Raw genomic sequence first — 25,950 nt, forward strand, 5'->3', positions numbered from 1 at the left:
TCAGATTTTTAGCTTCCCAAATGTCTTTTTCCCATTCATCTCGAAAGTCTATTAGTTTATTAAACTCAGTTAGAAGATTTAATAAGTACTTGGCCCGGGGAGACTTAACTTTATATCCATCCCGTTTGCTAATGTAAGAAGTCGATACTCCGTTTTTCTCTAACCAAGATAGCCACTCCCTGTTTGCCTTGTCAATATTCAAATCAGTGAGAGAGTTGAGATAGGGGTATTTTTCATTTACAAAACGGTTAAATAGTTGAATATTATTGGCTTGTCCAACAAACATAGTGTTCATGGTCCATTCATCCTGAAATATTTTTCTATACACGAAAAATTTAAGTTCTAAATTAATTAGCTCGCTTTTGAATGGAAAATAGATTGTTTTCCTATTGAAAGTAGGGTTTTCTAAATAAGATTTAAAATGATATTGTCCTAAAAAAAATTAATATGCCATGAATTCTCAATTAAAAAATATGGATTATTGACAATTACTTTTTGCACATTTTCATCCCCATCGATATTACGAACCACATAGGACGATAAGACTAAAATAACTTTTTAATTAACTTGGAACTTTAACTTTATTATTATTTTTAATTAGTTTTGAAATTATTGTTGCCGATGAAACATTGACTTTCACCAGTTTCTTATGAGCAACGTAATAACATTAACTGCTTGATGGTCATCATTCAGAAATTAAAAGGGCTGATTTGCATTCTTTCTGATATTTTATACTCCCTAGTAAATAAGAATTTTCGGGTTTATTATTGCTTGGGTTTCTTTTTCTTTAATCCCTTCCAATGATCTAAAAGTGAATTATTAGGAGGGAATTCTTCTTTCGTGGTCTCACTTTTTTTCAATATTTCTTTTTCAGAATTTAAAAAACCTCTTAAATTATCTAGTTGTTCCATCGATTGTTGATTTGCTTTATTAGCATTCGGAGAAATAATATTTTTCAGGCCATATTTTTCTTGTAAGGATTCAGATTTACTTAAATGTGCAATTTCTGTAATAAGGTCTTGAAATCTCTTTAAATCTTTTTCAAGTTGTTTTACTTTGTCTTTTAATTCTAGGCGTTTCGTTTCACTCTCAATAAATTTTTCAAGAATATTGTGATGCGATACTTCACATACTGATAACTTCTTAATTAGCATTTCCTTCTGATGATAAAACTTTTCAACAAGACCGGTATAATTAGGTATTTGAATAAATTCATAATCTTTTATATCTGTTTTATAAGTTTTAATATCCCAATTAGCATTAGCTCTGTCTAAAAAGACCCTACCATAGTCCCCCCAAGTAAACCGATCATAAGTATGTGGGAATTTTTCTGGATTAATTTTATTCATTTTAACAGTAAATTCAACCATATCTTTAATTCTGATTTTTTTATGTGGCGTATCTTGTCTATACAGGTAAACTAATTCTTGCAACCTTTGTTCCGTCTCGGGATTATTCCACTTTCCAGGTCTGCCCATTAAGTCCTCCCCGGTTGAATTTTTAAATTTAATTTACTCAGATCTTCAATAAGGCTATTTATCGTTAATGCTTCCCTTTTAAATTCTTCATTGATTTCAGGGGAATAATTGCCATTACGAGTGAACTCCATTTCGTTAAATAACCGTTCTAAAACAAAAGTACGTTGCTTTATTTTTGATAACATTTCATTACCAATAGATTCGAGATAATCAATATTCTCATCAATTTCTTTTTCTGGAATCCAGTTTTTTGTGCAATACACACAATTATCCGACTCACATTCCATATTTTCATCCGTACAATATCCTAACTCTACTTTATTACAGAAATCAAAATCATCTGGGTTTCGAAGGGATCTATTCCTAATATCTATCAACAATTGATAGGTGTTATCTCCAAACGTTACATCTTCATTAAAGCTATTTAAAACTGTGAGTTCGTACACTTTTGATTGAGCATAAGAGTCCAAGTGCTTTTGATAATGGAATTGTGCTTCAACTGTTTTATGACCTGCCAACCTAGCAATTGTTAACCTGTTGAACCCTTGCAACATTAGAGTACATATGGAGTGGTGTCTTGTATCATTTGGATTCATCATTACCATCTCATTAGGATTTAGGGTAAATACATTGTCTTCTTTTAATTTTTCTTTATATCGTTCCTTTTCTATAATTGTAATCTTTTCCCTGATACTAAGCTCTTGATAAAACTCTTTTAATAAAGTATTAAATGAATCTTTATTGAATCTTTTAGGATTTATAGTTTTTGCAAATACATCCTTATGGTTTCTAGATTTCCGGTAGGCAGGGTAAGAGAGAAGTGTGTGTGATTCCCCGTAGTCATTAGTCAGTTCAATATAGCTTGAAATTAAAGAATAGAGTTCTTCGTTTATTTCAATTTCATCTATAACTTGAAGTGCCTCGTGACCTTCATTCTTACTTCTAGGGAGCTTAATCTTAAATTTACCGTGTACTAAACAATTTCTACTTAGTGATAAGAATTCCCCAATTCTTAGAGGAATGACACTCGTTATCTTCCACCAGAGTAATATAGGAAAGAATTTGAATTGCTCCTCAGCACTCCATGCTTTCCAATAATAGTTAAGGTAATGTGAAAATAGCAAGATGTCTTTGTATGGTGGTAGGGTTCTTATTTTAGTAAATCTGCCGAACTTTTTCGAAATACTTTCCAGTTCATTATAAAATAATTCACTATTCTCAGCAGACGAGTAATCTAAAAAATTCATTGTTGCGTTTATCGCTTTGTATTTAAGCGATTCTGCAAATCCATTAATAATATCCTCAAGATTATCTAAATATTTCTCGTTAAGTGTCTCTGTTTTTTCTAAAAATGACTGAACCAAATATATTTTGTCCTTAACCGTATTGTTTTCCAACTTCGGGGCTAAACCTAATATCCAGCATTTAACCATTAATAAGACATTTCTATCAATAACATCTAAAAATCTAAGGTTTATATAACCTGTGCTATAAGACTTTTCCATCTTCCAAACATTTTCTTCAAAGTCTCCTGATACTATACGATTTTGTTCTACGAACATTTGATAAGTAAATATTGCATTATCTAATGTATCTTGAAGATTGTATGTGTCTTCAGATTCTATATCAAGCATGTCTTCTTCCAAAAAAACAAAAGACTGGCTAATTTTCATCACCCACTTATGGCTATTAATTTTTGTTCGAAAGCTTCTTCCCCACCAGGATAAAAGGACCAAACATATTCTTCTCCGTATGAGTTTATAGCTTCTGATAATACATCAAGCAATCGTGTAATAAATTTCAATTCCCTTTTCTTTGGTATTTCCAATGTTAAACCATTATATTTATCAAGACGCTTCAATAAGTCAGTGAATATCTCTGTAATTGCATAGATATTAGGGATAGAAAAACCACATCCATTACACGGATAATTTTGAGATTTTTTATTCTTTGGACAATTATTATACATACCACATTGTATATGTTCAGCCCGGGATGGCATTTCTCTCAGATACAACTTTTTAGCATACTCCATTGCCTCTTCTGGAGATAATTGAAGCATATGCCATGCAAGTGAATGTTGTTCAGTTATTCTTTCATTTAAAAAACCAATAGTTGCTTCAATTTCGACTGGTGGCAGTAATCTTTGAAGTTTCGCTATACTACTTGTTCTTTCTTCAAGCGTTTGTTTATTAGAAGATAATACATCATGCAATTGGTCATATAAAAAACCAAAATCCCCCCTATCAAATAGCTGCCTTGTAATTCCCCTATCTTCAACAGCAATGTATTCTTTAGTTATTTCGGATAGATGATCTCTAATGGCTTGTGCTACTTCAAATGCTGAATTTCCTTTGCCTTCTCGACTCTGTATTGAATAAAATAAGTGTGTCATTAATGTTGAGTTAGCCTTTCTATTTTTAAACTCTAATTTGACTAAATCTTCATTACTTCTAAAAAAATTTTTCAGAAGGTATTTACTGACATCATTATCTTTTGTACCAAAAAATATAAGACTTGCTCGATTAGTTTTTCTTCTATGGAACTCGCAAATACATAACGCTGAAGCCATTGTTGGAACTAAGCTAGGATTACACACAAAAGTTCGATCTGCTCTTGATTTATGATGAATCATATTTTTATAAAGAGTTAGTTGATTTATTATTAATTGACCTTGAGGTAATGTAAGGTGATATGAATAAAACCAATTTATATCAAATACACCAATGGCTTCTGGAGATATTGCAGGAACATTTGAAACATCACTTGCCCTCCAGCTGTTTGTTAAATGTATTAAAATATACAGCCAGATGGAAGCATATTTTTCATCCCTAATAGCTAAAAGTTGGTGTTTTTCAAAGTCCTTAGCGTGTAAGTAAATTGTTTTCCATTCCTCAAAGTTATAATTTTCTTTTTTGGTTTTTGGAGTTAAGTACTCGTTTCTTGGATTTGGGATATCTTTTATTCTATATTTAGTTACCCTTACAGATTTAACAAACTTTAGAAATCTGTATAGAAACTGTTTGGTATTAAACAACTCACAAGATGCCAATAACTTAAAGGCCTCTCCGTTGTGATAATAAAAAACTTCCTTATGAACCTCAAAATATACTATATGTCTTAAAGTATTAATTAAAGCAGGAACTGAACCTTTACTTATGGATTTAAAGGAGGCATTACTTCTTGAAAGAAGATCTTGTGCGTAACGTTTAAATAATATATAAGTCTGTGTTAAATGAGAAGGTATGTTAATATCCTCTTTTTCTAAAATAAATATAAAATATTCATGGGGGTCAGATGGTGCAGAGGTGATAGTATTTGTGCTTCTTAGATTATTCTCTTTGTACCTTTGTACTTCTTCTCTTTGATAAAAATATTTGATAATTCGTTTACCGTTCCCTAATATATCCAAGAAGTAATAACACCAACGAGGGACATCTATTTTTGTTAGAGTGATAGGAGGTGCAGCAAGGTCAAGATACGTACATACTTCTTCCCTGGTAATATACTTCTCACTATATTCTTTAGCGAGAAGTATATAATATTCAACCTCTCTCTTGTTAAACAACCATACAGGACCAGAAGGGTTATTATTTGGTTCTACATAATCATCAAAAAGTTGAGTAAACGTTCCGCGTGTACACCCATCCCGTATATGAGCAGCATTTGCCGGAATTATTTTAGTCAATTGAGGAATGGTGTAGTAATTCGTATAAGTATGTATCAATTTTTCGATGTGTTTTCTGTTGATGTAAGTTTTCCTTTTATACCTAAACTGAAACGGTGGAGTGGTCAGGGAATTTATTTTATTTCTAATTGAATGTCTATCACTGAGGCCTGTGATATTTTTAAGTTCATCGTGTGTTATGTAGTTTTCATTCAAATTTTGAAAGAAATTATCGACGGAATACTTTGAGTAGCGTTCTTCTCCAATTTTCCAAATAAGTTTAATTTCAACCAAAAGATCAAAGGTATAAACGTTTTCAGGGGAAAGCCCAATTTTATTACACACTTGTTCTTTTGAGTAACTTGTTGTTTCTGACATTCTATCACGCCCTCTAATCATTAAATTCAAAGGTATATAATGCTTCTAATCCTTCTTCTTTCTCTTGAAGAATTTTAAATTTACTTAAATATCTTAATGCAACACCAGTACTTTTATCCCTTCTCCATAGTGCAAGTTGTTCCGGACTTTTTGCTTTCCTTGCCATCAGATTCGTATAAATTCCTCGTCCAATGTGTGTGTCCCATTCATGTAAGTTTAAAAAAGTGTAATGGGGATTCTTCTCATCTTCTAATCTCTTTAAAAAAAGGTTTTTAAGTCGCATAAACCGTTTTTCAAATACATCGCCTGACATAGGATTATTATTTTGGTCTAAAAATAAGGCATTAAATTTGTTTTTATCACCAACATCATTTAGGAGTGAAAAATGATTCTTTACTAGTAATGGAAACAATGATGTGAGTTGTATTTCTTGCGTGGGATATTCTGATGTATCACCTTTTGGATATGTTTTTTCAGTATTTCTTAATCTAAGCCAAAAGTGCTGTTTACGACTCAATGAAAGGCTACATCCTCTTGCACCATACTCACCTTTTAGTATTAAATCGGACCTTGAGACATTGGTAACCTCTCCAGCTCTGAGGCCTCCAAAAAATTCAAAATAAACTGCTAAAGCAATCATTTGGATCTCTTTATTACTACTTTCTAATGCAGTTTTAAGAAACAACATTATTAACTTGTCATTAGGAAATGCCGTTATTTTTATTGGTTTATTTTTAGAATTATCATCGCCAGGTAGTGAAAAGCCATTTTCGGAGAAAATTGAAATATTGGCTAGATCACTTTTTTGATACCCGAGAAATTCGTTTGCTACAAAGGAGGGTAATATTTTTCTTTTGGCAAGATAAATATAAAAGCTAAATATATAATCTGCATCTTTTTTGAGGGTCTGAGATGAACGATAACGACCAGCATTTTCAATTTCTGATTCTTTCCGTTTCCGTCTTTCATATTTTGTTGTTTTCTTATAGTTAAGATAATCTACTACATGATTGATTCTGAACTGTTTAAACTCTGATAATCTATACGTTTCATAGTTATCAATTAATAACCAGTTTAAAAATCTCTTAATAGATTCTGCTGCTGCCTTTTGAGTATTATAATTATTATCTGTTTTTGCATATATAGTGCGGATAAAATCAGTAACTGGGTGTGGCTTAAAGAAGTGACTGCTTTTTTCCTTTACAACAATTGTTGCATATTCAACAATATACCCATTTCCTATATCTGTATTTGCTTTTACAACTGCAAACGTTAATCCCGCATTAGGATTCATTCTTCACTTCCTCTCACCCCTAGGGTAGTAAATGTTAAAGATTGTTAAAATAAAAAAATGCTAAAAGGTCTGGAGTAAGTTGGGGTATATATTCTTGTGTTCCTCGATAAATTCGGAGAACTGATTATAAAAGCCTCATGCTATAGCCCTCTCCATAGACTTTCTACCCATAGGAATTACGCTTGGATCGACAGCATGATTTTCGCACTCGGAGATCTACGCCTGTAGATGTGACACCGTAAAACGCTACTGAGCCGTTCTTGATTGTTGTCTGTAAATTACTTTAATCGCATGCTTATCTACAGTGTTTTGCCACGTCTGGAGGGCTTCTAAAGCTTCTAAAGCAGATAGTATGAGTTCTTTCTCCGTTTTACCCGCTCACTCCCCCCTTGGAGGATTTAAATCTTCATTAAGATCTTGGCTCACAATATACAAGACAGTGACACATACCCAAAATCATCATATTAAACAATCATTTTTAGCCAGAAAGGTTGCCCGTATGACAATGCATGTATTGAAAAGCTAAATTAGCTATTTCAATTTATTGAAGGTTGGTATAACTGAAAAATAATTCATAGCAGCTTAGGATATAAAATTCCATTAAAAATACAGCTTAGAGATTTATTTTTTTGCATCCAAAATATTGACTCAAATCCAGTCCTCGAACTTCGTTCTGCGGAGTGCTGCTCGCACCGAGACTTTGTCCTCCTAAAACACAAAAAATAATATTAGATTAACCTCCAGAATGTGTTTCTTATTTTTATATGTGCTAACTATTTTATTTAATAAATCTCACAATTTAAAAATATGTGATAAATCAATTATAGTATTTAACCGTTTATTTATCAACATTTATATTCTGAATATTAAAATTAATCGAATAAATCTCATAGGTGTCTATATATCAAAAATCCATTCGCGGCAGTGATGTGAATGCAGCCCTTCATTATTTGGGTCGTTTGGTCGAAGCCGGCGATCTTGTAAGCATCGCCCGCCGCTTGGTAGTCATCGCTTACGAAGACATAGCTCTTGCCAATCCCCAGGCTGGCCCCAGGGCCCTCGCTGCAGTCGAAGCCGCTGAACGACTCGGTTTCCCTGAAGCCCGGATTCCACTTGCCAACTCAGTGATCGAGTTATGCCTATCACCTAAATCGAACACGGCCATTGTCGCAATCGATGCAGCTCTATCAGACATTCGCAGCGGCCATAGCGGCGATGTACCAGATCATCTTAAGGATGCCCATTACAAAGGGGCCACCGAACTCGGCCGCGGCATCGACTACCTTTATCCGCATGACTACGAGAATGGCTGGGTGAAGCAGCAATACTTACCGGACAAACTGCGCAGCAAAAAATATTACAAACCGAAAAAGAGCGGGAAATTTGAACAAGCACTTGCCTCGGTCTATGAAAATATCGAGAAAAAGAAATAACTCCGGATCACTTCAAATCCGGAGTTTTTTTATTGAAAATATATTGACCATTATTCTGTAAAAAACCACCAGTAAACCAATTTTGTTCCAGGCAATATGTACAATTGTCAGCCAAATACTCCGGCTAGGTCCTTTCTTAAGAAACCGCTTAGGCTAAATTCCCGCAGAAAAAACAGGCTTCTCGTATCTAGTAAATGGATTACAATCCTAGTGTCAATTAAGAGTCTAGCGGCATGTCCCTTTACAAAAGAAGGCACAACAACTCTTTGGTTGCTGTACCTGTATGGTCAATCTTCGTCTTTATAGATACCCTTCGATGCTTTAATCATATTATCCAGCCACATTTTCTTAAATACATTCACACGACGAGGACTGCCATTTTCCTCACCCTCGGCTGAATTTTCAGTTTCTTCTTCTTCTTCTTCTTCTGCAGCCTCGGAAAGGATTTCATTTGAATTGCCTTCATCTGATGAACTTTCCGTTGAGCTGCTTTCATCTGATGAACTTTCCGTTGAGCTGCTTTCATCTGATGAACTCTCCGTTGAGCTGCTTTCATCTGATGAACTTTCCGTTGAGTCGCTTTCATCTGATGAACTTTCCGTTGAATCGCTTTCATCTGATGAACTTTCCGTTGAATCACTTTCGTACGATGAGCTTTCCGTTGAATCACTCTCGTACGATGAGCTTTCCGTTGAATCACTTTCGTACGATGAGCTTTCCGTTGAATCGCTTTCGTACGAGGAACTTTCCGTTGAATCGCTTTCGTACGATGAGCTTTCCGTTGTATATTCCATTTATTCTTTAACCTCCAAAATTTATTTATCCTTTAGGGATATCCGTACTGCATATATATGTTCCTACTTTCTAATAGGGACTTTGCTTATCACCCATTTTAAAGTAAATCTTCGTTCTAAATTAACTAGTTGTTAAATCTGATTAGCTTTCAGTTGAACTACTTTCATCTTCTGATAAGCTTTCCGTTGAATCACCCTCGTCTGATGAGCTTTCCGTTGAATCACCCTCGTCCGATGAGCTTTCCGTTGAATCGCTCTCGTACGATGAGCTTTCCGCTGAATCACTTTCGTATGAGGAACTTTCCGTAGAATTACTTTCTTCGTATGATGAACTTTCAGTTAAATATTCCATTTGTGCTTAGCCTCCAAGATTTATTTATTCTTTAAGGATATCCGTATTGCATATATATGCGCCTTCTTTCATGGAGGGACTTTGCTTATCACCCATTTTGAAGTAAAACTTCATACACCTGGATATATTTGGTTAATCCATTCCACCTGATCAAATTCATTAGAGTCATAGTTTTTCTCCTTCCAAACAAAAAAAGAACCTCGGACTCTTTTCCGAAGCTACTTTATTTTTCCTTCATATTAGCTATGATGTCCCTTTAGCCAACCGATCACTGATTTCCCACTAGATTATCGTAGACCCTCGACATTTTCCTTAGTGATGATCTCGCCATCCTTAATCCGTATGAATTATCCATTGGCCCCTAACACCCCATAAATCTTCCCCGCTTCAAACATCAAGTCCAGTAAAGCTGGCTGTAAAATCATGATTACCCAAGTGCAATATAAAAAAGATATGCAACTCTAATTATCTGGAATCTAAAAAAGAAATAAACAATAGGCCAAATTGCACAACTACTAACCAAAGAAGTGTAGATTTTCCGATCAGCCACACCTTTAGCATTAAACCTTTAAATGAAGAATTGTTCTAGTTGAGTTACACCAAAATATGCCAAAGGTATTATAAAATAGCAAAATATACTATTCTTTTACTGTGAAATTAAATATAATAGATGAAGTGGTTACAAAAAGAGGAAGGAAGTAAACTATGAGACATGAAAAAAAGAAGAAAAAGAAACGGACATGGCTGAAGGTAGTTGGGATAATTGTCCTACTTTTTATACTAGCCGGGGGAGCCTTTGCCTACTCCGTATGGAATTCACTGACTAAAACCGTTGACACGATGCATACACCAATAGACCGTACCACCGATAAACGAACGAAAGACCTTGCACTGTCAGATCAAGAGCCATTCTCGATGCTCATGCTTGGTGTCGATGAACGTGACGGTGACAAGGGCCGTTCAGATACTATGATCGTCTTGACAGTCAATCCACAAAAGAAATCGGTCAAGATGCTAAGCATTCCGCGTGATACACGGACCGAGATCGTCGGTCATGGGACACAGGATAAAATCAACCATGCATTTGCCTTCGGCGGCGCGAAAATGTCCATGGATACCGTTGAAAACTTTCTTGATATCCCAATCGACTATTATATGAAAATCAATATGGAAGGCTTTAAGGATATCGTTGACGCAGTCGGCGGCGTGACCGTTCAAAACGATTTGGACTTCACATCCGATGGCATTCATTTTGCAAAAGGTACGCATACCCTTACCGGGAAAGAAGCACTTGCCTATTCAAGAATGAGACATGATGATCCTAGTGGTGATTTCGGCCGTCAATCCAGACAACGTGCCATCATCGAAGCAGTCATCAAAGAAGGTGCAAGCCTATCCTCCCTGACGAAATACGATGAAGTCTTCGATGCACTCGGTAATAATATCCAGACGAATTTGACGTTTAATGACATGATGGACATCCAAAAGAACTACAGGGATGCAAGTAAAAGCATTACCCAATCGTCCATAAATGGAAACGGAACGAAAATCGACGGAATCTACTATTATATCGTGTCGGATGAAGAAAAAGAAAAGGTTCAATCCGAATTAAAAGAACAATTATCCATCAAATAAGAAAAAATGAAAGAGCTGTCCGGACCCGCATCCTGACAGCTTTTTCATTTTCCACGTCCAATATTCTGACAAAAAACGAACACCAAATGTAGAGATTTGTTGGAATTTTTGTTGTTTATTAGGCATGAAAAGACGGTATAATCTAATATGAGCTGACAATTCCATCTTCCCCTTGCCCCTTTCATCACTTGACACTATTATTCTTTGGACCCGGAATTCCATCAACCATCATTCATCAACTATAATAAATGATCCTAAACAAAAGGAGTGGATTTAAATGAAAATCAAAGCAGGCAGCTGGGCTATGCTAAGCAAACAGGACAAAATGTTTATTCTGAAAGCCATCAGTGACCGTTCAAGAATGAAATATGTTTCATGAGAAGTAGATCTTTTCGCAAATACATGAGAGCAGCGCCTCTCCCTTTTCAATAAAACGAACTTGAGCCTGAAAAAGGAGAGGAACCTATTCAAACTGGTAACCCATACAAACACCATTCGCCTTTTTCCTTTACGACATAGCAATTTTGTTCCAAAATAAACACCCTATAGCGAGATTTGAAGACCTGTGTAGCTCTGGTATTTCATAGGCCGATTTATGCTGCCTCCCAACCTAATCCAGACACTAGTTTTTCACTTTCTTATATATCGACCTACATTATCATACTGAAATATCTGCACAGCCATATGGTAAAAATACATGCTCCCGATATTGCACATAATCTGCCCGATTCGGAAACCGCTGCTTCATTTCAGAACTTGACAATTCCCAGGACTTCCCGAACTCCGCTTCACTTTCATACTCATAGAAATCTTCAACCACGCTTTTTGATCCGCTGGGAAAAAGAAAAATGATACAGGCTCCTACAGCTAAAACCACGAGAATAGCCGTCCATACTCCTATTGGAATCTTACTGAGTCTCCTCACCCTCATCACCCTCACAGGTTATCATTCATTTATATATATATATGGGAAAACGATAAAAAAGAAGCATGTTGTTAGACATGCTTCTTAAGTATATGTATCAAAAAGGATTTCTTAGATTCATTGACGCCTCCTCCACCGATAAAAGAAAAGAAGATGACCATCGCCCATGAAACGAGCAAAATGTTGAATATGTTTCTACGGATCATATACTATCAGGTTGTTCAATGATCCCGCTTAATTTCTCCTTAATCTCTTCCACAAGTTCATTTACAGTAACATCTTGTCCAGACTCACCCTTGGCAAAAGTGTCTTTTAAAATATCAAAAAAATCCATGCGAAATTTCCACTCCAATATATAATTGAGCCACCATTTTATACTGTTTTCCTAATCTTTTTATCAAAAAAAGGAATATAGCTCCTTTATTTGATAATTACATATAATAGTATGGATTGACAAGCGGAAACTAGTTTACTAACAGAAAAATGACTGAATATTAACATTTCCTTAATATTTAGTACCTAGTCAATATATAAATCAAAAAAAAAAGGCTGATTCCTCAGCCCCTTCGACACCCCATATTATACTTGTCCCATAAAATAAGTCATTAATGAAATCAAAACTAACGTAATGGTAATATAAGTCCCAATAAAAATTTTCTTGCTTCTCTGTTTCTTTTCATAAACTTCCTCGAACGTAATGAATTTGTTTTTTGTCATCAAATAATCTCCTTTTACTTTGATGGCAGCTATCTGACATCGCCTTTTGCGAAGTCCCTTTGCTTGAAACCTATAGTATAGTATCGGCACATAACCAAAGACTTTTAGGTATTATTAACTATTTTTTATAGGCTATATTTCTTAAATCCTGCGTAGGTATTATTTTTTAATAATTTAAATCTTAAGCACTTAATTTATAAAATTCATGATTATCTTTATCCAACCGCAAAATGCCAACCATAACGGTACACTAAATACAGTCCCCCACATTAATCCCTTCAAAAAGGCAATAGGTACATCCATAATAAAAATCCCCCTCAATAAGGTTGCATTTTTATTATCATCGCCATGTTCTTTATTCTGGATACCTTTTAAGTTAATGAAAACAAAAAAGAAGACTGTATAACAGCCTTCCCTAACGTAATTTTTATCCCTGATTTGCTTTTTTCAGTTCATTTTCCCTTGATGAACTCCCGCACATCTTCAATAGATAATCCTAGATTTTTAGCCTCTAACATTAAATAAACCCATTCTTCCCATTCATTGTTAGCTTCCATGATAAACCCCACCCAGCTTGTGGTAACACAGCCGTCTTAGCATGTAGCCTTAGACCTGTAATTTTGCGTCCCTACTTTTCAATAGGTTTGCCTTTCTCAAGAATATTTCACATTATGATCTTCCTATTTTGGTTCATGGAGTTAATTTTTTCATTCTTTCTTTTTAAGAAATCGTAATAGCCCATGAATTTTTTCACTAAGTATTAAATACTATATTCATGTTAATTATACTTAAAATCCTGTCCATTAATTAAAATACTTTTCGTTAATTTCCGCCATCATTCTACAATATTCTTCAAATAACAACTAGATATATGGGGATTTTTATCAATCACAACAAGCTGAATTAAAACAAAGCATTACGTTAACTTTCTTCGACGTTTATTAAAAACTTTCATAAAAATACTTCCTTCTTCTGTTTTAAAAAACTTAACTCCAACTAATTTTAAAGGTGTCCATATTTCTCTCATTTGGTATAAAGGCATTAAAGATCATCCTTTCTTCTATAAATTATTAATTGAGCTTTTTCTTTTAAAAATGACAGGTATATATTAAATAGTAACATCTATTATTTTACATTTTTTGTTACTTTACTTTATATTCTTTGATAGAATTAACAGGTTATAATTTAACATAACAAACAAAGTGTTCTTTATAACGAATAGTTAAATTGAAATTACCATCTTTACATTATTATGTCAATTGGTTTCTTTGTTTATTCTATTTGCATATTTAGTAGTTTATTTCCCTCTTACAGGAATAATAAACATCACCTGTATGTCTAATCCACAACTTGCTAACTAATCCCCAAACTTCCATATCTTACATTAAATTTATGGTAGTGGGAACAGGATTTATCCATTGGCCAAAGTCTTGAAATTATTAAGGCATTTGTGTTCCGACTTTCAACTATGCTCCTTTTTATTAATTGACAAAAGTTTTTATTCGCCCATTAAACATTTCATAATTGAGCCTAAAAATTAGGATATGATGGTTAATTTTGTATTTTTCTGTCTTTTATTGTCTGTTTTAAAGAACTAACTATACTTTATTAAGAACAAGTGCTATATTATAAAAAAAACGGTTCATATGGAGGAGGATATGACTAGATATGAGGAATTCGACTCATTAAGGGGTTTAGCCGCTCTCATTGTGTTAATTGGGCATTATTTGATGGTATACCCTTCATATGCTAATTATCAGTATGGTTCAAGCAGCTCCTACATAATTTATTTATTCAAGGAAACTCCTCTACGCCTTTTTTTCAGCAGTGGAAATGAGTCTGTCATTCTATTCTTTGTATTGAGTGGTTTTGTTTTGTATTTATCAGTTAATAGTGCTAAATTCCACTATTCTACATACTTAATAAAACGAGTGTTTCGAATTTATTTACCATATTTAGTAGCAATAAGCATGGCTATATTGGCTAAAATGCTTTTAAGCCAAATTGATTTGCCCTTTATCACAGACTGGTTTAATAAATCTTGGACAGGCCCAGATACTCCTTCCTTATTAATAGAACATCTTTTGTTTATAGGGCAATACAATACAGACGCCTATAACAATGTTATATGGTCTCTTGTACACGAAATGAGAATTTCAATTATATTTCCTTTACTGATTTTTTTATTTATACGAAAAAAGCTTAAAGACTCTTTATTATGGCTTTTTGTTTTAATTTTTTCGTCGACTATTTTTTTGTTTTTGTTTGGTTCTGGTGGCGATATAACCAGCATTCTTCTAAGTTTCCACTACAGTACCCTTTTTTTGATGGGAGCAATAATAGCGAAATATCGACACGAACTTTTTTCCTATTCCTTGAAAAAGAAAAAACCTGTAAAAATTGCATTGTTGTTGGGGGCAATTACCTGTTTTATGTACGAAGGCATCATTGGCGAAGTGGATTTTTTAAACAATTATATTTTTAGGGATTATGTTGTCTCGTGCGGTGTTTGCATTTTTATTTTCATGAGCGTGTCTTCCCAGAAAATTTCAAAGATTTTGAGGTCTAGAATGCTAACTCTTCTTGGGAAAATTTCATATAGCTTGTATTTGTACCATCTTATATCCTTATTCTCATTGATGTACCTTTTCTATAACAAGCTGCCTACCGTTTTAATATTGATCTTTTCCTTTTTCTTTTCTTTTTTACTGTCTACAGCTTCCTATTTACTTGTGGAAAAACCATGCATGAGGCTCGGAACGTATTTCACAAGAAACAAACAAGAAAAAGGAATATCCAAAGATCACTTAGCTTTAAAACGCAAAATAGGATAATTACTTACTATTCTATAAAAATTCTTTGCAAGTTGTGAACATATTCTACTATCTCTAAAAAAGTGGTGAAATCGATGAATGAAAAAGTAAAAATTAAAGATTTTATACGAATCTTAAAAAAGCGAATATTTATCATTATTCTATCTACCCTTTGTATTACTGGTTTTATTATTTTTTCGTCCATGTACCTTATGAAGCCAACCTATCAGTATTCCACTCAAGTTCTGGCAGGATCATTAAGCATGGATGAAAAGGAAGCCTCGATAAACAAGGTTCAAGAGAACAGACAGCTTGCCCTTTCGTATATGGACATCATTAAAAGTCCGCAGATCATGTTAGGAGTTAAAGAGGAATTGAATCTTAAGACTTCTAGCTATGACTTACTAAAGCAAGTTTCCATTACTAATCGAGATAATTCACAAATCATCACGATTACCGTCAAGGATTCAAATCCTGAATCCGCTAAGGACATCGCCCAAACTGTCGCGAGGCATTCGATATCTAATTTTAAAGACATTACAAACGTTAAACAGATTAGTATTCTAAATGATAATGAAATGGGACAAGCAGAACTGCTTTTCCCAAAGCCGAAATTCATCATAGCCATTTCAATCGTAATAGGCTTTTTTGCTGGAATAGGCTTAGCACTTCTTAGAGAGCACTTTGATGATTCAACCTACTCCGATAGGGAACTTGAACTTCTTGGAATTCCATTATTAGGGAGGCTGGATTTGAATACCAAAAGAATAAACAGAAAACGTAAAACAACATATAAAACCTTACCTTCCACAAAACGGGGTGAATATAGTGAGTATTAAATTCACAAGGAAACAATCCTTTTACCTAAATGAAATCAATAAAGAGCAATTTTATTCGATATGTAACAATATCGAGTCCAACCTTCATAAAGACGATTCAATATTAATGATTACATCTCTTTCACAATCACAGAATATTGCAAATGCATCAGCGTACTTAGCACTTGCCTTTTCTGAGCAGCGTAAACGAGTCCTTGTAGTGGATGCTAATCTGCGCCAGCCTTCGCTGCATCAAGTGTTTAATATCGATAATTCATTCGGTTTGACCAACTTGCTTTTAAACGAGAAGCCCAATATTAACGAACATGCTATACATATAAAGGGTCATCTATTTTGTATACCTACAAGCGAAGCCATTTATGAGCCCGCAACTTTATTAACATTAGAAACCCTTCCAACTCTGATTGAAGAGTGGAAGAAGGATTTTGACATCATTTTATTTCATACATCAGACAGTTTAAATAAACCTGATGCAAATATCGTTGCTAAATATTGTGATGGCATAATATTAGCGATACAAGAAGGCAGAGACAAGTTAGAGAAAATTGCCGGTGTGAAAATGCAATTCGATAGGGCAAATCTTGAAATTTCAGGATCAATGATCATTTCTTAATTCAGGGAGGATAACCAGTGGATTCGAAAGTCAGAGTCGATAGGCAGGAAGCAAACCTGACAAAACCACTATCGACATCATCTAATTTTAATATAAAGCGCACTATGGATTTAATCATCTCATTTTTTATGCTGATACTTACAGCACCTATTTTACTTTTATTCTGCATTCTTATCCCTATTGATTCAACTGGCTCCCCTTTTTTTTATCAGCAAAGACTAGGCCTGGATGGGAAGCCTTTCAATATGATTAAACTGCGTTCCATGGGCATCGATGCCGAAAAAAATGGGCCTAAGTGGGCAAGTGCAAATGATTCCAGGGTGACTAGAATAGGAGCCTTTATACGAAAAACACGGATTGATGAAATCCCTCAGCTTATTAATGTTTTAAAAGGAGATATGTCGCTCATCGGGCCAAGACCTGAAAGGGAATATTTCTATAAAGAATTTGAAAAGTTTTTGCCTGGCTTTAAAAACCGTTTATATGTGAAACCTGGAATTACCGGATGGGCACAAGTAAATGGGGGGTATGATTTATCACCAAAAGAAAAGCTGCATTACGACCTATATTATATTCAACACCGCTCAGTTGCTATGGAAGTCAAAATTTTGTTCCGAACATTGACCATAATCTTTACTGGTAATGGAGCTAGATAATCAAAAAAAGGGGGAATGAAAAATGAATAAAGTACTAGTAACTGGGGGCTTTGGATTTATTGGCTCTCATATTGTTGATACATTAATTCGTAATAATTATGAAGTGGCTATATATGATAACCTCTCCACCGGATCTATCGGAAATGTCCAGGCAAAAGTCACTCCCATCTTTGGAAATGTTGAAGATGAGGTACTGCTTGAAAATGCGATGGAGACTTTTAGGCCTGACTATGTCATTCATCAAGCTGCACAAGTAAGTGTCCAACAATCCATTTCGGATATTACGAATGATGCACGAATCAATATCATGGGAACGATAAACATCGCTAAGCTTTCTCACAAGTATGCCGTTAAAAAAATCGTGTTTGCCTCATCAGCAGCTGTATATGGAGATGCTGATGTCATGCCAATCACATTATCACATCTTCCCTCTCCATTATCACCCTATGGTGCATCAAAAAAAACGGCAGAGGATTATCTAAAGCTCGCTAAAGAATTATACGATTTAAATTATGTGAATCTTCGATACAGCAATGTATATGGGCCAAGACAGACAGCTAGCGGCGAAGGCGGTGTTATATCGATCTTCACTAATCTTGTCATAAAAAATGAGCGGCCCGTCATTTATGGAGACGGCACTCAAACAAGGGATTTCATCTATGTAAAGGATGTAGCCGATGCCAATCTGAAGGCGTTGGAACATGAAGAAAGCGGCACCTTCAATGTCTCATCAACCACCAGTACAAGCATCAATCAATTATTCTCGATTATTCAATCCTTTGGCAGCCATGATTTATCTCCTATTTATCAGCCAGCGAAAAATGGGGATATCAAAGAAAGCTTACTCTGTAATAAAACGACACTTCATAAATTGGCTTGGCACCCCGCTCATTCACTTGAACAGGGTCTTGCGAGCACATATGAATATTATTTAAACCAAAATCAGCCTTCTTTAAACAGCAAGACCATTCATTCATCTGCACCTCTACTCAAGCCAACGACTTTATCGTCATAAAATCGGGAGCGAATAAAGTGAATACTAAGAAGAACTCTATTTTTAAAAATATTGTCCATTTATTTTACAGTACCATTCTATCCAATGTTCTTAATGCGGCCACGCTCATTTTATTAGCAAATTATTTTAACTCAAAGAACTATGGAATTTTCAGTGTGGCATTGGCTCTTGCCATGGTCATGAACTTTTTCACGGACCTTGGGACAAGTAATACTTTTCTAAGGGAAGGATCAAAAAAGGAAAATATAGGAAGAACATTTTCTTCCTATATTAAGATTCGGATTGTTTGCTCCCTTTTGACCTTTTTTGTTTTTTTTGCCGGCATTCATATTCTTTATCAAGAACAACAAATTCTTTATATGATCTATAGCTTAATGATCCCGATGGTCATTGGCCTAGCGATGCAAAGTATTGGAATAACCTACTTTCAATTAACTGAAAGAATGCAATTCATCGCGTCCATAAAAATCTTCTCTTCTTTTGCGTTAATACTTTCAACCACGGTGAGTATGGGCTTAAAAGTGGATGTTCACCTAGCAGCCTTTTTATATGGATTCTCGTATTTAGCCGGTGGATTTTACAGCCTTTATTTACTGCTGAAAAAAGCGGAAATAAAATGGAAGTCTCCTTTTGAAAAACAATTATTAATGAATCTTAGTCCGTTTTTAATCAGTGGGTTATTTATTATGCTAACCCCACAATTGGGTCCATTGGTGCTGGAAAAAACACTGCCTTTAGCGCTTGTCGGCCTCTTTGCAGTAGCCTATCGGATTCCTTCTGCTTTATACCAAATACCAGGGGTCATCGCAGGCGCTTTTTTTCCGCTTTTATTTAAGCGATACAACCAAGGGGAGCTTGCAGAACACACAAGATTGAATATCCTTCAAATGAAAATCATGTCCTATATCGGCATGTGCATGACTATAACCTTATTCTACTTGGCCACTTATCTCGTCACCATTTTATTTGGACCCGAGTGGGGATCTGCGGTTCAGCCTTTAAAAATATTGGCTTTTATAATCGTTCTGCAAGGCTTTAATATTGCCATTGCTGACGGTCTCACAACAAGGGGATTACAGAACCGGCGTACAATTGTCCAGTTTATAACCATAACCGTTGGTTTGGTTTCCTTCTATTTTATGAGCGTTACCTATGCAGTGGCTGGCTCAGCTTTTGCCGTCCTTACCATGGAAATCGTCTCATTCATTGGATATATCGCTGCCAATCCAGAAAAAAAAGCGGTACTTTTCAAGGTCATCCTGCCGTATGGTACCTTCTTTTGCATCAGTTTCATCCTGATGCAAAACTTATTATCCAAGTATCCTTTTATAGCCATGATTTCTACCATCATTTTCGTCACTGCTCTAATTTTGCTGCTCGATAAGAGCATCAAGCAATTAATCGTTGGCTTTATTAAAAAGAAACCTGCTACCGAACATTTACAAGATGGGAGACAAAAAGAGAATGGAAAGATTGCTAATTAATAAAAACACCTCTATCTGGTCAGTCTTTCTCTTGTTATTTTTTATTACGCTTAGTAAATATAATATCTCCATTGGTTTTTCATTAAAAATTTACATGATTTTTCTAGCCATTTTCTTTTGCATTCATTTTCGGGATTTTTATTTCCATACCCTTTATCATTATGAAATCCTTTTGCTCTTATTTTATTTCACCTATTGTCTGAGCGGCGCTTTTTCTCAGTATCCTGAATCGAGCATTCGGGTCATTCTAGGAGTGATACTCGTACTTGGCTGTTATTTCATCATGAGATATGTATTGGAGTTAACTTCGTTAAGTGCGATTGAGAAATCGATTGCAAATGTCGGAATCATCTTTAACGTTAGCAGCCTATTATTATACTTCATTGGAATACAGGTGACAGGAAGATTTCCGACAGGTGTTGAGATTACTTCATATGGATTATTATTGGACCGGGATTATCCAAGATTAATCGGTTTGCTGGATGACCCCAACATCTTCATTTTTTTTAACACAATCTTTTTTTCCTATTATTTAACCAATTTAAAGGGATTCAAGCATTCAATCGGATTCCTCCTATGTATGATTACTTCCCTCCTTACATTTTCTAGAGGCGGTGTTTTAGCGCTTGTACTGGTGGTCTTTTTGTACATGCTGTTAGCTAATTTCTCAAAAAAAATCAAAATGTTAGCTGTTTCCTTATTATTTTCAGGGGTAATATATGTTTCTGGATCTCTTATCAATATAGATCTCAATGAAATCGTTACGAGCCGCATTTCTGACTTTTCAACTGACGGGGGCAGCGGCAGGTTTGAATTATGGGGGCAGGCGATTAATTACTTTATGTCAAATCCCCTTTTTGGCATTGGCGCTTTTAATTTTTCCGATTATTACGCTTTTGAGCATAATGAAAAGCTATATGTTCACAATACGTATTTAGAGGTTTTAGTAGAGTCTGGAATCATTGGTTTTCTTTTTTACCTTTCCTTTTTATTAATGCTTATCATCACTTTATTCAAGACTAAATTACATAAAGAAAAACCGTTCATTGTGCTAACTCTTTTTGCTTTCTTAATACAGATGATGTCCCTTTCACTCATGATTAATGAAGCATTTTTTTCCTTTTTAGCACTAACTTTAAAATATATTTTGGTATATGAGAAAAAAGAGGTGGAATGTAATGACCTACAGCAAAAAGGATGACAGACCTTTAGTTTCCGTAATAACTCCCTCGTATAACTGCTCGTCTTTTATCCATGAAACGATAAAAACTGTCCAGGATCAATCCTATCTTAACTGGGAGATGATCATTGTAGATGATCAATCAAAGGATGATTCTGTTTCTATCATTAAATCCTATGCAGAGCACGATTCACGGATCAGACTTATTCCCTTATCCAAGAATGTCGGAGCTGCCCGCGCAAGAAATATAGCCATTAAAGAAGCCAACGGAAAATATATCGCGTTTCTTGATAGTGATGATTTATGGCTCCCAACTAAATTGGAAGAACAAGTCGCATTTATGCAAAAGGGAAATCTAGCTTTCTCTTTCACCTCCTATTCTTTAATAGATGAAAAAGGAAAGTCTATTGATGTTGAAGTAAAGGCACCTAAAGAAGTGGATTATAAGCATCTGATTGGAAATACAACAATTGGCTGTTTAACCGTGATGCTGGATAGGCTGCAAATCAAGCATATCGAAATGCCCGATATTCAGCCTGAGGATACTGCGTTATGGCTGTTACTGTTACGACAAGGATATAAAGCACATGGCTTACCGAAAGTCTTATCTAAATATCGGATTGTAAGTAACTCTACTTCAAGAAATAAATTTAAGGCTGCATACCGATATTGGAAGCTGTTACGAAGCCAGGAAAAATTAAATTTCGTAAAAGCTAACTTCTATTTTAGCAAGTACGCCTATAACGCATACAACAAAAACAGAGGTTCACAGCCTGCCTCTTTACTAAATGGAGGGAAATAAGGTATATGAACAATGTCCTGCTACTTACAGATAAACTCATAACAGGCGGAGCTGAGATGTATTTTTGCAAATTGGAAAACCATCTCCAGGATGAAAACATGACGTTTTACTCTGCTGCTGCGACAGGGGAATTGTACAAGCAAATTCATAACAAACAACAATTCATTCCTTTAAGCTTAAAGAATCACCTTGCCAACCTTAAAATACTAACTAAAGAAGTCAGCTTAAAACACATCAATGTCATTCATGCCAATAGTTTACGAATGCTACTATACTCGATCGCCATCAAGATACTGACTAGAAGAAATATCAAGCTCGTGTATACCAAGCATAATGTAACCATCCTAGAAAAAAAGATGCCCTTTCTATTTAAAAGAGTGCTGAATCAGCATGTGGAAGAAATTATCGCAATTAGTAATTTTGAACGGGATAACTTACTTCAGCTTGGTGTTAGGAAGGAGCTTATTCGGACGATTTACAATGGCGTAGATGTGGAGCACTTTTCTTTTAAACAATTACAGCCTAAAGAAACCTTCAATGTAGGAATCTTAGCCCGCTTATCAAAAGAGAAAAATCATGAACTTTTCTTAAAAATCGTTAATGAGTTAAAGGATGTTCCTAATGTGATGTTTTATATAGCTGGTGATGGACCGGAGCGGGAATTTGTAGAAAAAATGATTAAAGACTTAAAGTTACGCCATAAAGTGATGCTACTAGGCAATGCCTCCAATCCGTATGAATTTATATGCAATATGGACGTACTTCTTTTAACATCACTTAGAGAAGTTTTTCCGATGGTCGTCCTGGAAGCAATGGCAGCAGGCACGCCAATTATGTCAGTCGATGTAGGCGGCATTAAAGAGGCGGTTGTGAACCATGAAACCGGGATTCTCATTTCACAGCATTCAGAACAGGAATTTGCTAAACAAATAAAAGCGCTTCAAGATAATGTGGGTTTAAGACAACACTTGGGAAAAAAGGCAAGACAAAAAGTAGAAGAATCATTCTCCCTCTCGAATATGATTCATTCTACTCTGAAAACCTATCAATGAACAAAAACAAACGATGACCTCGTTTGTTTTTTGTTTTTTATACCTATACATACTTTTTGGACAAGCATATGCTATATAACATCACCATAAAAGGAGTGTTATATATGGCAGACCCACTCAATCTCCCTGAGGATTGCCAGAACAGGAATGTCGCTAATATTGATTGTTTTGGAGCCAATCCCAATCTAGCGGATAATTCACCAGCCATTCAAGCAGCAATTGATTATTGTGTAGATAATAACTACTCTAAAGTTGTCATTACAGGGAAGAAACAATATACCCTCTCCTCCCCCATTATCATTAAGCAAAATGTCCATCTAGAAATTGATCCGACGGTCACATTAATAGTTAAAGGTAATTTCCAGGTTTTTGAGCTGCAAAAGGATGCTTCCCTCTCCGGCGGGACGATTGAAGTCGTCGATACTAGCTTCAATTCATCCGTCATTTTCCTTTCCGGGGCACAGCAAATAGAAATCCATAATCATACAGCTATATCCAATATCAATATTATTAACCGTACTACAACATATCAAGGTATAGCCATCCATCTATACTGCAACAAAGCATGGGATTTCATCAGTTTCTTTAAGGCAAGCTCCCTCCAAATCACAAACTTCCATACAGCCCTCTATTTAAAAACTGAAAAACTATCAAATGTAGATACCCCATGCTGGATTAATGCCAACTCCTTCGAGTCCATCTTTATAGATGGCTGCCAGTACGGCATCGAGATTGTCGGAAGCAGTGATCTACCTTACGAAATTTCCGGCAACACCTTTACTGGAATTCAAGTTCAAAGCCGAAAACAAACGAAAAAAGTCATTCGATGCTCAGGTGCTTATAATATATTTGAAGGCATCATATGGGATACCTACCGTATGGATGATCCTCCGCTCGTCATTGAATTCTCCTCCACTTCCCATCACAATTACCTAAGCTCGAATCAGGTTTCCACATCCATCCTTGATCGCGGCCAATACAATCGATGCACATCTCCTCATGAAGAATCGCTCCAAGTATATCCACCTCTTGCCTTAGGAAAAGCGCATCTGGTCGGGAATCAAGACGATATCCTAGTAAATGCAAACGTCCGCTACGCTGTACGTCAGCTTTCTGGAAAGGCTCCTTATGGAGGAAATATCAATAACTGTTTCAACTTACTCGATGAGCAAAGTGTAAATTACCTCGATGTCCCTAGTTCCCAACCGGTTGTGATTGAATTGGATTTTACCAAACAACCTATTAAAATGCTAAATTGCTTTGGTATTTATTTTGGATGGAATGAAAGTCCCAGCCGAATATTAATTGAATATCAACAAAGCTTAAATGGACCCTGGACAGTTGCAAAAAATCTCCCGTTTAATGCCGGTAACACGGTTATCTCAGAAGCAAGAGCAGAAACGCTGTATAAAGTTAAACTGACCTTAAGCGGCTATACACAAGAGCACAAACGGTTCCGGATCAATCGGATTTTCGCAAGATCATCGTTACAGCAAGGTGCAGCTTGGCTGCCGACTACAGGCGGAACATTATATGGAGATTTAGAACTTCAAAAAGGGAAAGCTGTGACAATGGCTTCACCAAACGGAACAAAGTGGAAAGTGACTATTAATGACCAAGGCCAAATTATCACTACAAAGCTATGACTACTAAATATAAAAAACTGGCATATATATACTCTTTATCCAGAGGAAAGGATTATTCCCCAAGGATAAGGATCAATAGTACCAGTTAATTAATGGTTATTAATGTTATCTCCAAATTATATTACAGGGTGTGTGCCTATCTATTAGCTAATCACCCTTTTCACTTTTATTATTGATTCAAGATATTGGCCTGACCTCTGTCAGCGATTCGACTTATAGGCAGGGACGGGATCTCAATGATAGTGCCCATGCTATTATCCTTAAGTTCAATAACATCGTTTTGAAGTGTGATTTTGTCCAAATCCCAAACCATGCCCTCAAACTTATTGTATTGCCCATTTACCTTCAAAATGCTATTTGTTTTGCTTGAAGGCTGTATCTGTAAGTTGGTAAATTGATTACCACTAACCTCATTCGGTACGGTAGAGTTACTATCTATGTAAATCATATTGACACAATCTTCCAATGATAGATTCAGGAAACGATTAGCATTGATCCAGGCCTTACCAGAAGACGGTTCTTCAGCTATTAACTTGACTCCAGTCTCCATCCCAGCAACCTTGACATTTTCAAAGTTCACGAAAGAAATCTCATGTTCCTTACCGCCAGCATATAAAGATATCGCTGTACCCTGATTACTCTCAGACCAATTAATGATATTTACATCCTTCACATGCGTTTTGTTCCAGGTATTATAATATTTATACTTACCATCTAAGTAAATGACCTCTGAATTAAAATCAGCATCATTTATCACTACATAAGCACCCTCAATGGAAGCATTCTGCTCAAGCTCAAGCACCCTGAAATTCCCTTCAACAATGAACTTCGTCCCGTATCCAAATAGCAGCTTAACACCTTCCCTAACTTTGATCGGTGATGAAATCGAATACTCCCTATCATCCAGCATAACCGTCTTTAACTTATTGTCCTTTGCATGATCAATGGCAGCCTGAATCTTCGCAGAATCATTGGCCCCTTTAAAATCTTCAACATATATCTTTTCTTTGTGGTTAGATAGTAAATGTTTTTGCTGATAGAAAAAAACAATAATGACCATTATACATAGGATTAAAACGATTATTTTTTTCATGAATTTCATCCTTACTTGGTATTTAATGGACCTAGTATATCATGTTCTTTTAATGTCTGAGTGTACTTTTGGTAAAAGGTCAAT

The 25,950-nt window shown here is 35.4% G+C and carries 22 protein-coding genes, 2 pseudogenes and 1 riboswitch; of the genes and pseudogenes, 12 read left to right on the forward strand and 12 right to left on the reverse strand.

The window, feature by feature from the left end; translation table 11 throughout:
- From AC1DIV_RS16310 to AC1DIV_RS16330, 5 genes and pseudogenes are all read right to left on the reverse strand, one after another.
- Positions 1-295 (reverse strand): annotated as a pseudogene (locus AC1DIV_RS16310) (tyrosine-type recombinase/integrase); the annotation flags it as partial.
- A gap of 469 nt (positions 296-764) precedes the next feature.
- Entirely contained in the window at positions 765-1,478 is a 714-nt protein-coding gene (locus AC1DIV_RS16315; RefSeq protein WP_340877047.1) for a hypothetical protein, read from the reverse strand.
- Entirely contained in the window at positions 1,478-3,112 is a 1,635-nt protein-coding gene (locus AC1DIV_RS16320; RefSeq protein WP_340877048.1) for a hypothetical protein, read from the reverse strand. Before AC1DIV_RS16320 ends, AC1DIV_RS16315 begins: the two co-directional genes overlap by 1 nt.
- Before the next feature lie 38 nt (positions 3,113-3,150).
- The gene (locus tag AC1DIV_RS16325) at positions 3,151-5,523 is read right to left on the reverse strand and encodes a hypothetical protein (protein ID WP_336866450.1); all 2,373 of its coding nucleotides are present in this window, start codon (positions 5,521-5,523) and stop codon (positions 3,151-3,153) included.
- Positions 5,524-5,536: 13 nt separating this feature from the next.
- Positions 5,537-6,817 (reverse strand): hypothetical protein, encoded by a 1,281-nt coding sequence (locus tag AC1DIV_RS16330; protein WP_336866451.1) that lies wholly within the window; start codon positions 6,815-6,817, stop codon positions 5,537-5,539.
- Between the two features lie 893 nt (positions 6,818-7,710).
- Here AC1DIV_RS16330 and AC1DIV_RS16335 point away from each other — a divergent pair.
- A pseudogene (locus tag AC1DIV_RS16335) lies at positions 7,711-8,250 on the forward strand (AAA family ATPase); the annotation flags it as partial.
- A 287-nt stretch (positions 8,251-8,537) separates the two neighbouring features.
- Here the strand turns inward: AC1DIV_RS16335 and AC1DIV_RS16340 are convergent.
- A complete protein-coding gene (locus AC1DIV_RS16340) occupies positions 8,538-9,044 on the reverse strand; it encodes a hypothetical protein (RefSeq protein WP_477576853.1) in 507 nt (168 codons plus the stop codon).
- A gap of 142 nt (positions 9,045-9,186) precedes the next feature.
- A complete protein-coding gene (locus AC1DIV_RS16345) occupies positions 9,187-9,396 on the reverse strand; it encodes a hypothetical protein (protein ID WP_477576855.1) in 210 nt (69 codons plus the stop codon).
- 705 nt (positions 9,397-10,101) lie between these two features.
- Here AC1DIV_RS16345 and tagU point away from each other — a divergent pair.
- A complete protein-coding gene (gene tagU / locus AC1DIV_RS16350) occupies positions 10,102-11,031 on the forward strand; it encodes a polyisoprenyl-teichoic acid--peptidoglycan teichoic acid transferase TagU (protein ID WP_477576856.1) in 930 nt (309 codons plus the stop codon).
- 658 nt (positions 11,032-11,689) lie between these two features.
- On the opposite strand, the gene AC1DIV_RS16355 is transcribed toward tagU, so the two are convergent.
- The 4 genes from AC1DIV_RS16355 to AC1DIV_RS16370 all read right to left on the reverse strand — a co-directional run bounded on the left by AC1DIV_RS16355 (position 11,690) and on the right by AC1DIV_RS16370 (position 13,230).
- Complete coding sequence (locus AC1DIV_RS16355) at positions 11,690-11,956, reverse strand: hypothetical protein (RefSeq protein ID WP_477576858.1); 267 nt, start codon at positions 11,954-11,956, stop codon at positions 11,690-11,692.
- A 202-nt stretch (positions 11,957-12,158) separates the two neighbouring features.
- The gene (locus AC1DIV_RS16360; RefSeq protein ID WP_255294649.1) at positions 12,159-12,290 is read right to left on the reverse strand and encodes a YwzD family small protein; all 132 of its coding nucleotides are present in this window, start codon (positions 12,288-12,290) and stop codon (positions 12,159-12,161) included.
- Between the two features lie 245 nt (positions 12,291-12,535).
- Positions 12,536-12,673 carry a hypothetical protein gene (locus AC1DIV_RS16365; RefSeq protein ID WP_268565092.1) on the reverse strand — a complete coding sequence of 46 codons (138 nt, stop codon included), beginning with the start codon at positions 12,671-12,673 and terminating at the stop codon, positions 12,536-12,538.
- Positions 12,674-13,125: 452 nt separating this feature from the next.
- Positions 13,126-13,230, reverse strand: coding sequence for an anti-repressor SinI family protein (locus AC1DIV_RS16370; RefSeq protein ID WP_477576860.1), 105 nt, complete (start codon positions 13,228-13,230; stop codon positions 13,126-13,128).
- An 18-nt stretch (positions 13,231-13,248) separates the two neighbouring features.
- Positions 13,249-13,332: riboswitch (cyclic di-GMP riboswitch) on the reverse strand.
- Between the two features lie 999 nt (positions 13,333-14,331).
- Between AC1DIV_RS16370 and AC1DIV_RS16375 the strand changes: the two genes are divergently transcribed.
- The 10 genes from AC1DIV_RS16375 (at position 14,332) to AC1DIV_RS16420 (ending at position 24,773) form a co-directional block, all read left to right on the forward strand.
- Complete coding sequence (locus AC1DIV_RS16375) at positions 14,332-15,507, forward strand: acyltransferase family protein (protein WP_477576861.1); 1,176 nt, start codon at positions 14,332-14,334, stop codon at positions 15,505-15,507.
- Positions 15,508-15,581: 74 nt separating this feature from the next.
- Entirely contained in the window at positions 15,582-16,325 is a 744-nt protein-coding gene (locus AC1DIV_RS16380) for a YveK family protein (protein WP_054400157.1), read from the forward strand.
- A complete protein-coding gene (locus AC1DIV_RS16385; protein WP_477576863.1) occupies positions 16,315-16,938 on the forward strand; it encodes a CpsD/CapB family tyrosine-protein kinase in 624 nt (207 codons plus the stop codon). Before AC1DIV_RS16380 ends, AC1DIV_RS16385 begins: the two co-directional genes overlap by 11 nt.
- A 104-nt stretch (positions 16,939-17,042) precedes the next feature.
- Positions 17,043-17,594 carry a sugar transferase gene (locus AC1DIV_RS16390; protein ID WP_477576942.1) on the forward strand — a complete coding sequence of 184 codons (552 nt, stop codon included), beginning with the start codon at positions 17,043-17,045 and terminating at the stop codon, positions 17,592-17,594.
- A gap of 22 nt (positions 17,595-17,616) precedes the next feature.
- The gene (locus AC1DIV_RS16395) at positions 17,617-18,609 is read left to right on the forward strand and encodes an NAD-dependent epimerase/dehydratase family protein (RefSeq protein WP_477576865.1); all 993 of its coding nucleotides are present in this window, start codon (positions 17,617-17,619) and stop codon (positions 18,607-18,609) included.
- Between the two features lie 17 nt (positions 18,610-18,626).
- Positions 18,627-20,093: an oligosaccharide flippase family protein gene (locus tag AC1DIV_RS16400; RefSeq protein ID WP_477576867.1), complete on the forward strand. Its 1,467-nt coding sequence runs from the start codon at positions 18,627-18,629 to the stop codon at positions 20,091-20,093.
- Entirely contained in the window at positions 20,074-21,294 is a 1,221-nt protein-coding gene (locus AC1DIV_RS16405) for an O-antigen ligase family protein (protein WP_477576869.1), read from the forward strand. Before AC1DIV_RS16400 ends, AC1DIV_RS16405 begins: the two co-directional genes overlap by 20 nt.
- Positions 21,272-22,075 carry a glycosyltransferase family 2 protein gene (locus AC1DIV_RS16410; protein WP_477576871.1) on the forward strand — a complete coding sequence of 268 codons (804 nt, stop codon included), beginning with the start codon at positions 21,272-21,274 and terminating at the stop codon, positions 22,073-22,075. The genes AC1DIV_RS16405 and AC1DIV_RS16410 overlap by 23 nt, the downstream gene beginning before the upstream one ends.
- A 5-nt stretch (positions 22,076-22,080) precedes the next feature.
- A complete protein-coding gene (locus AC1DIV_RS16415; RefSeq protein WP_477576873.1) occupies positions 22,081-23,127 on the forward strand; it encodes a glycosyltransferase family 4 protein in 1,047 nt (348 codons plus the stop codon).
- Positions 23,128-23,231: 104 nt separating this feature from the next.
- Entirely contained in the window at positions 23,232-24,773 is a 1,542-nt protein-coding gene (locus tag AC1DIV_RS16420; protein ID WP_477576874.1) for a hypothetical protein, read from the forward strand.
- Between the two features lie 169 nt (positions 24,774-24,942).
- On the opposite strand, the gene AC1DIV_RS16425 is transcribed toward AC1DIV_RS16420, so the two are convergent.
- Complete coding sequence (locus tag AC1DIV_RS16425) at positions 24,943-25,866, reverse strand: hypothetical protein (protein ID WP_477576875.1); 924 nt, start codon at positions 25,864-25,866, stop codon at positions 24,943-24,945.
- Between the last annotated feature and the right edge of the window lie 84 nt (positions 25,867-25,950).

Source organism: Peribacillus sp. 05N428 (assembly GCF_056397085.1).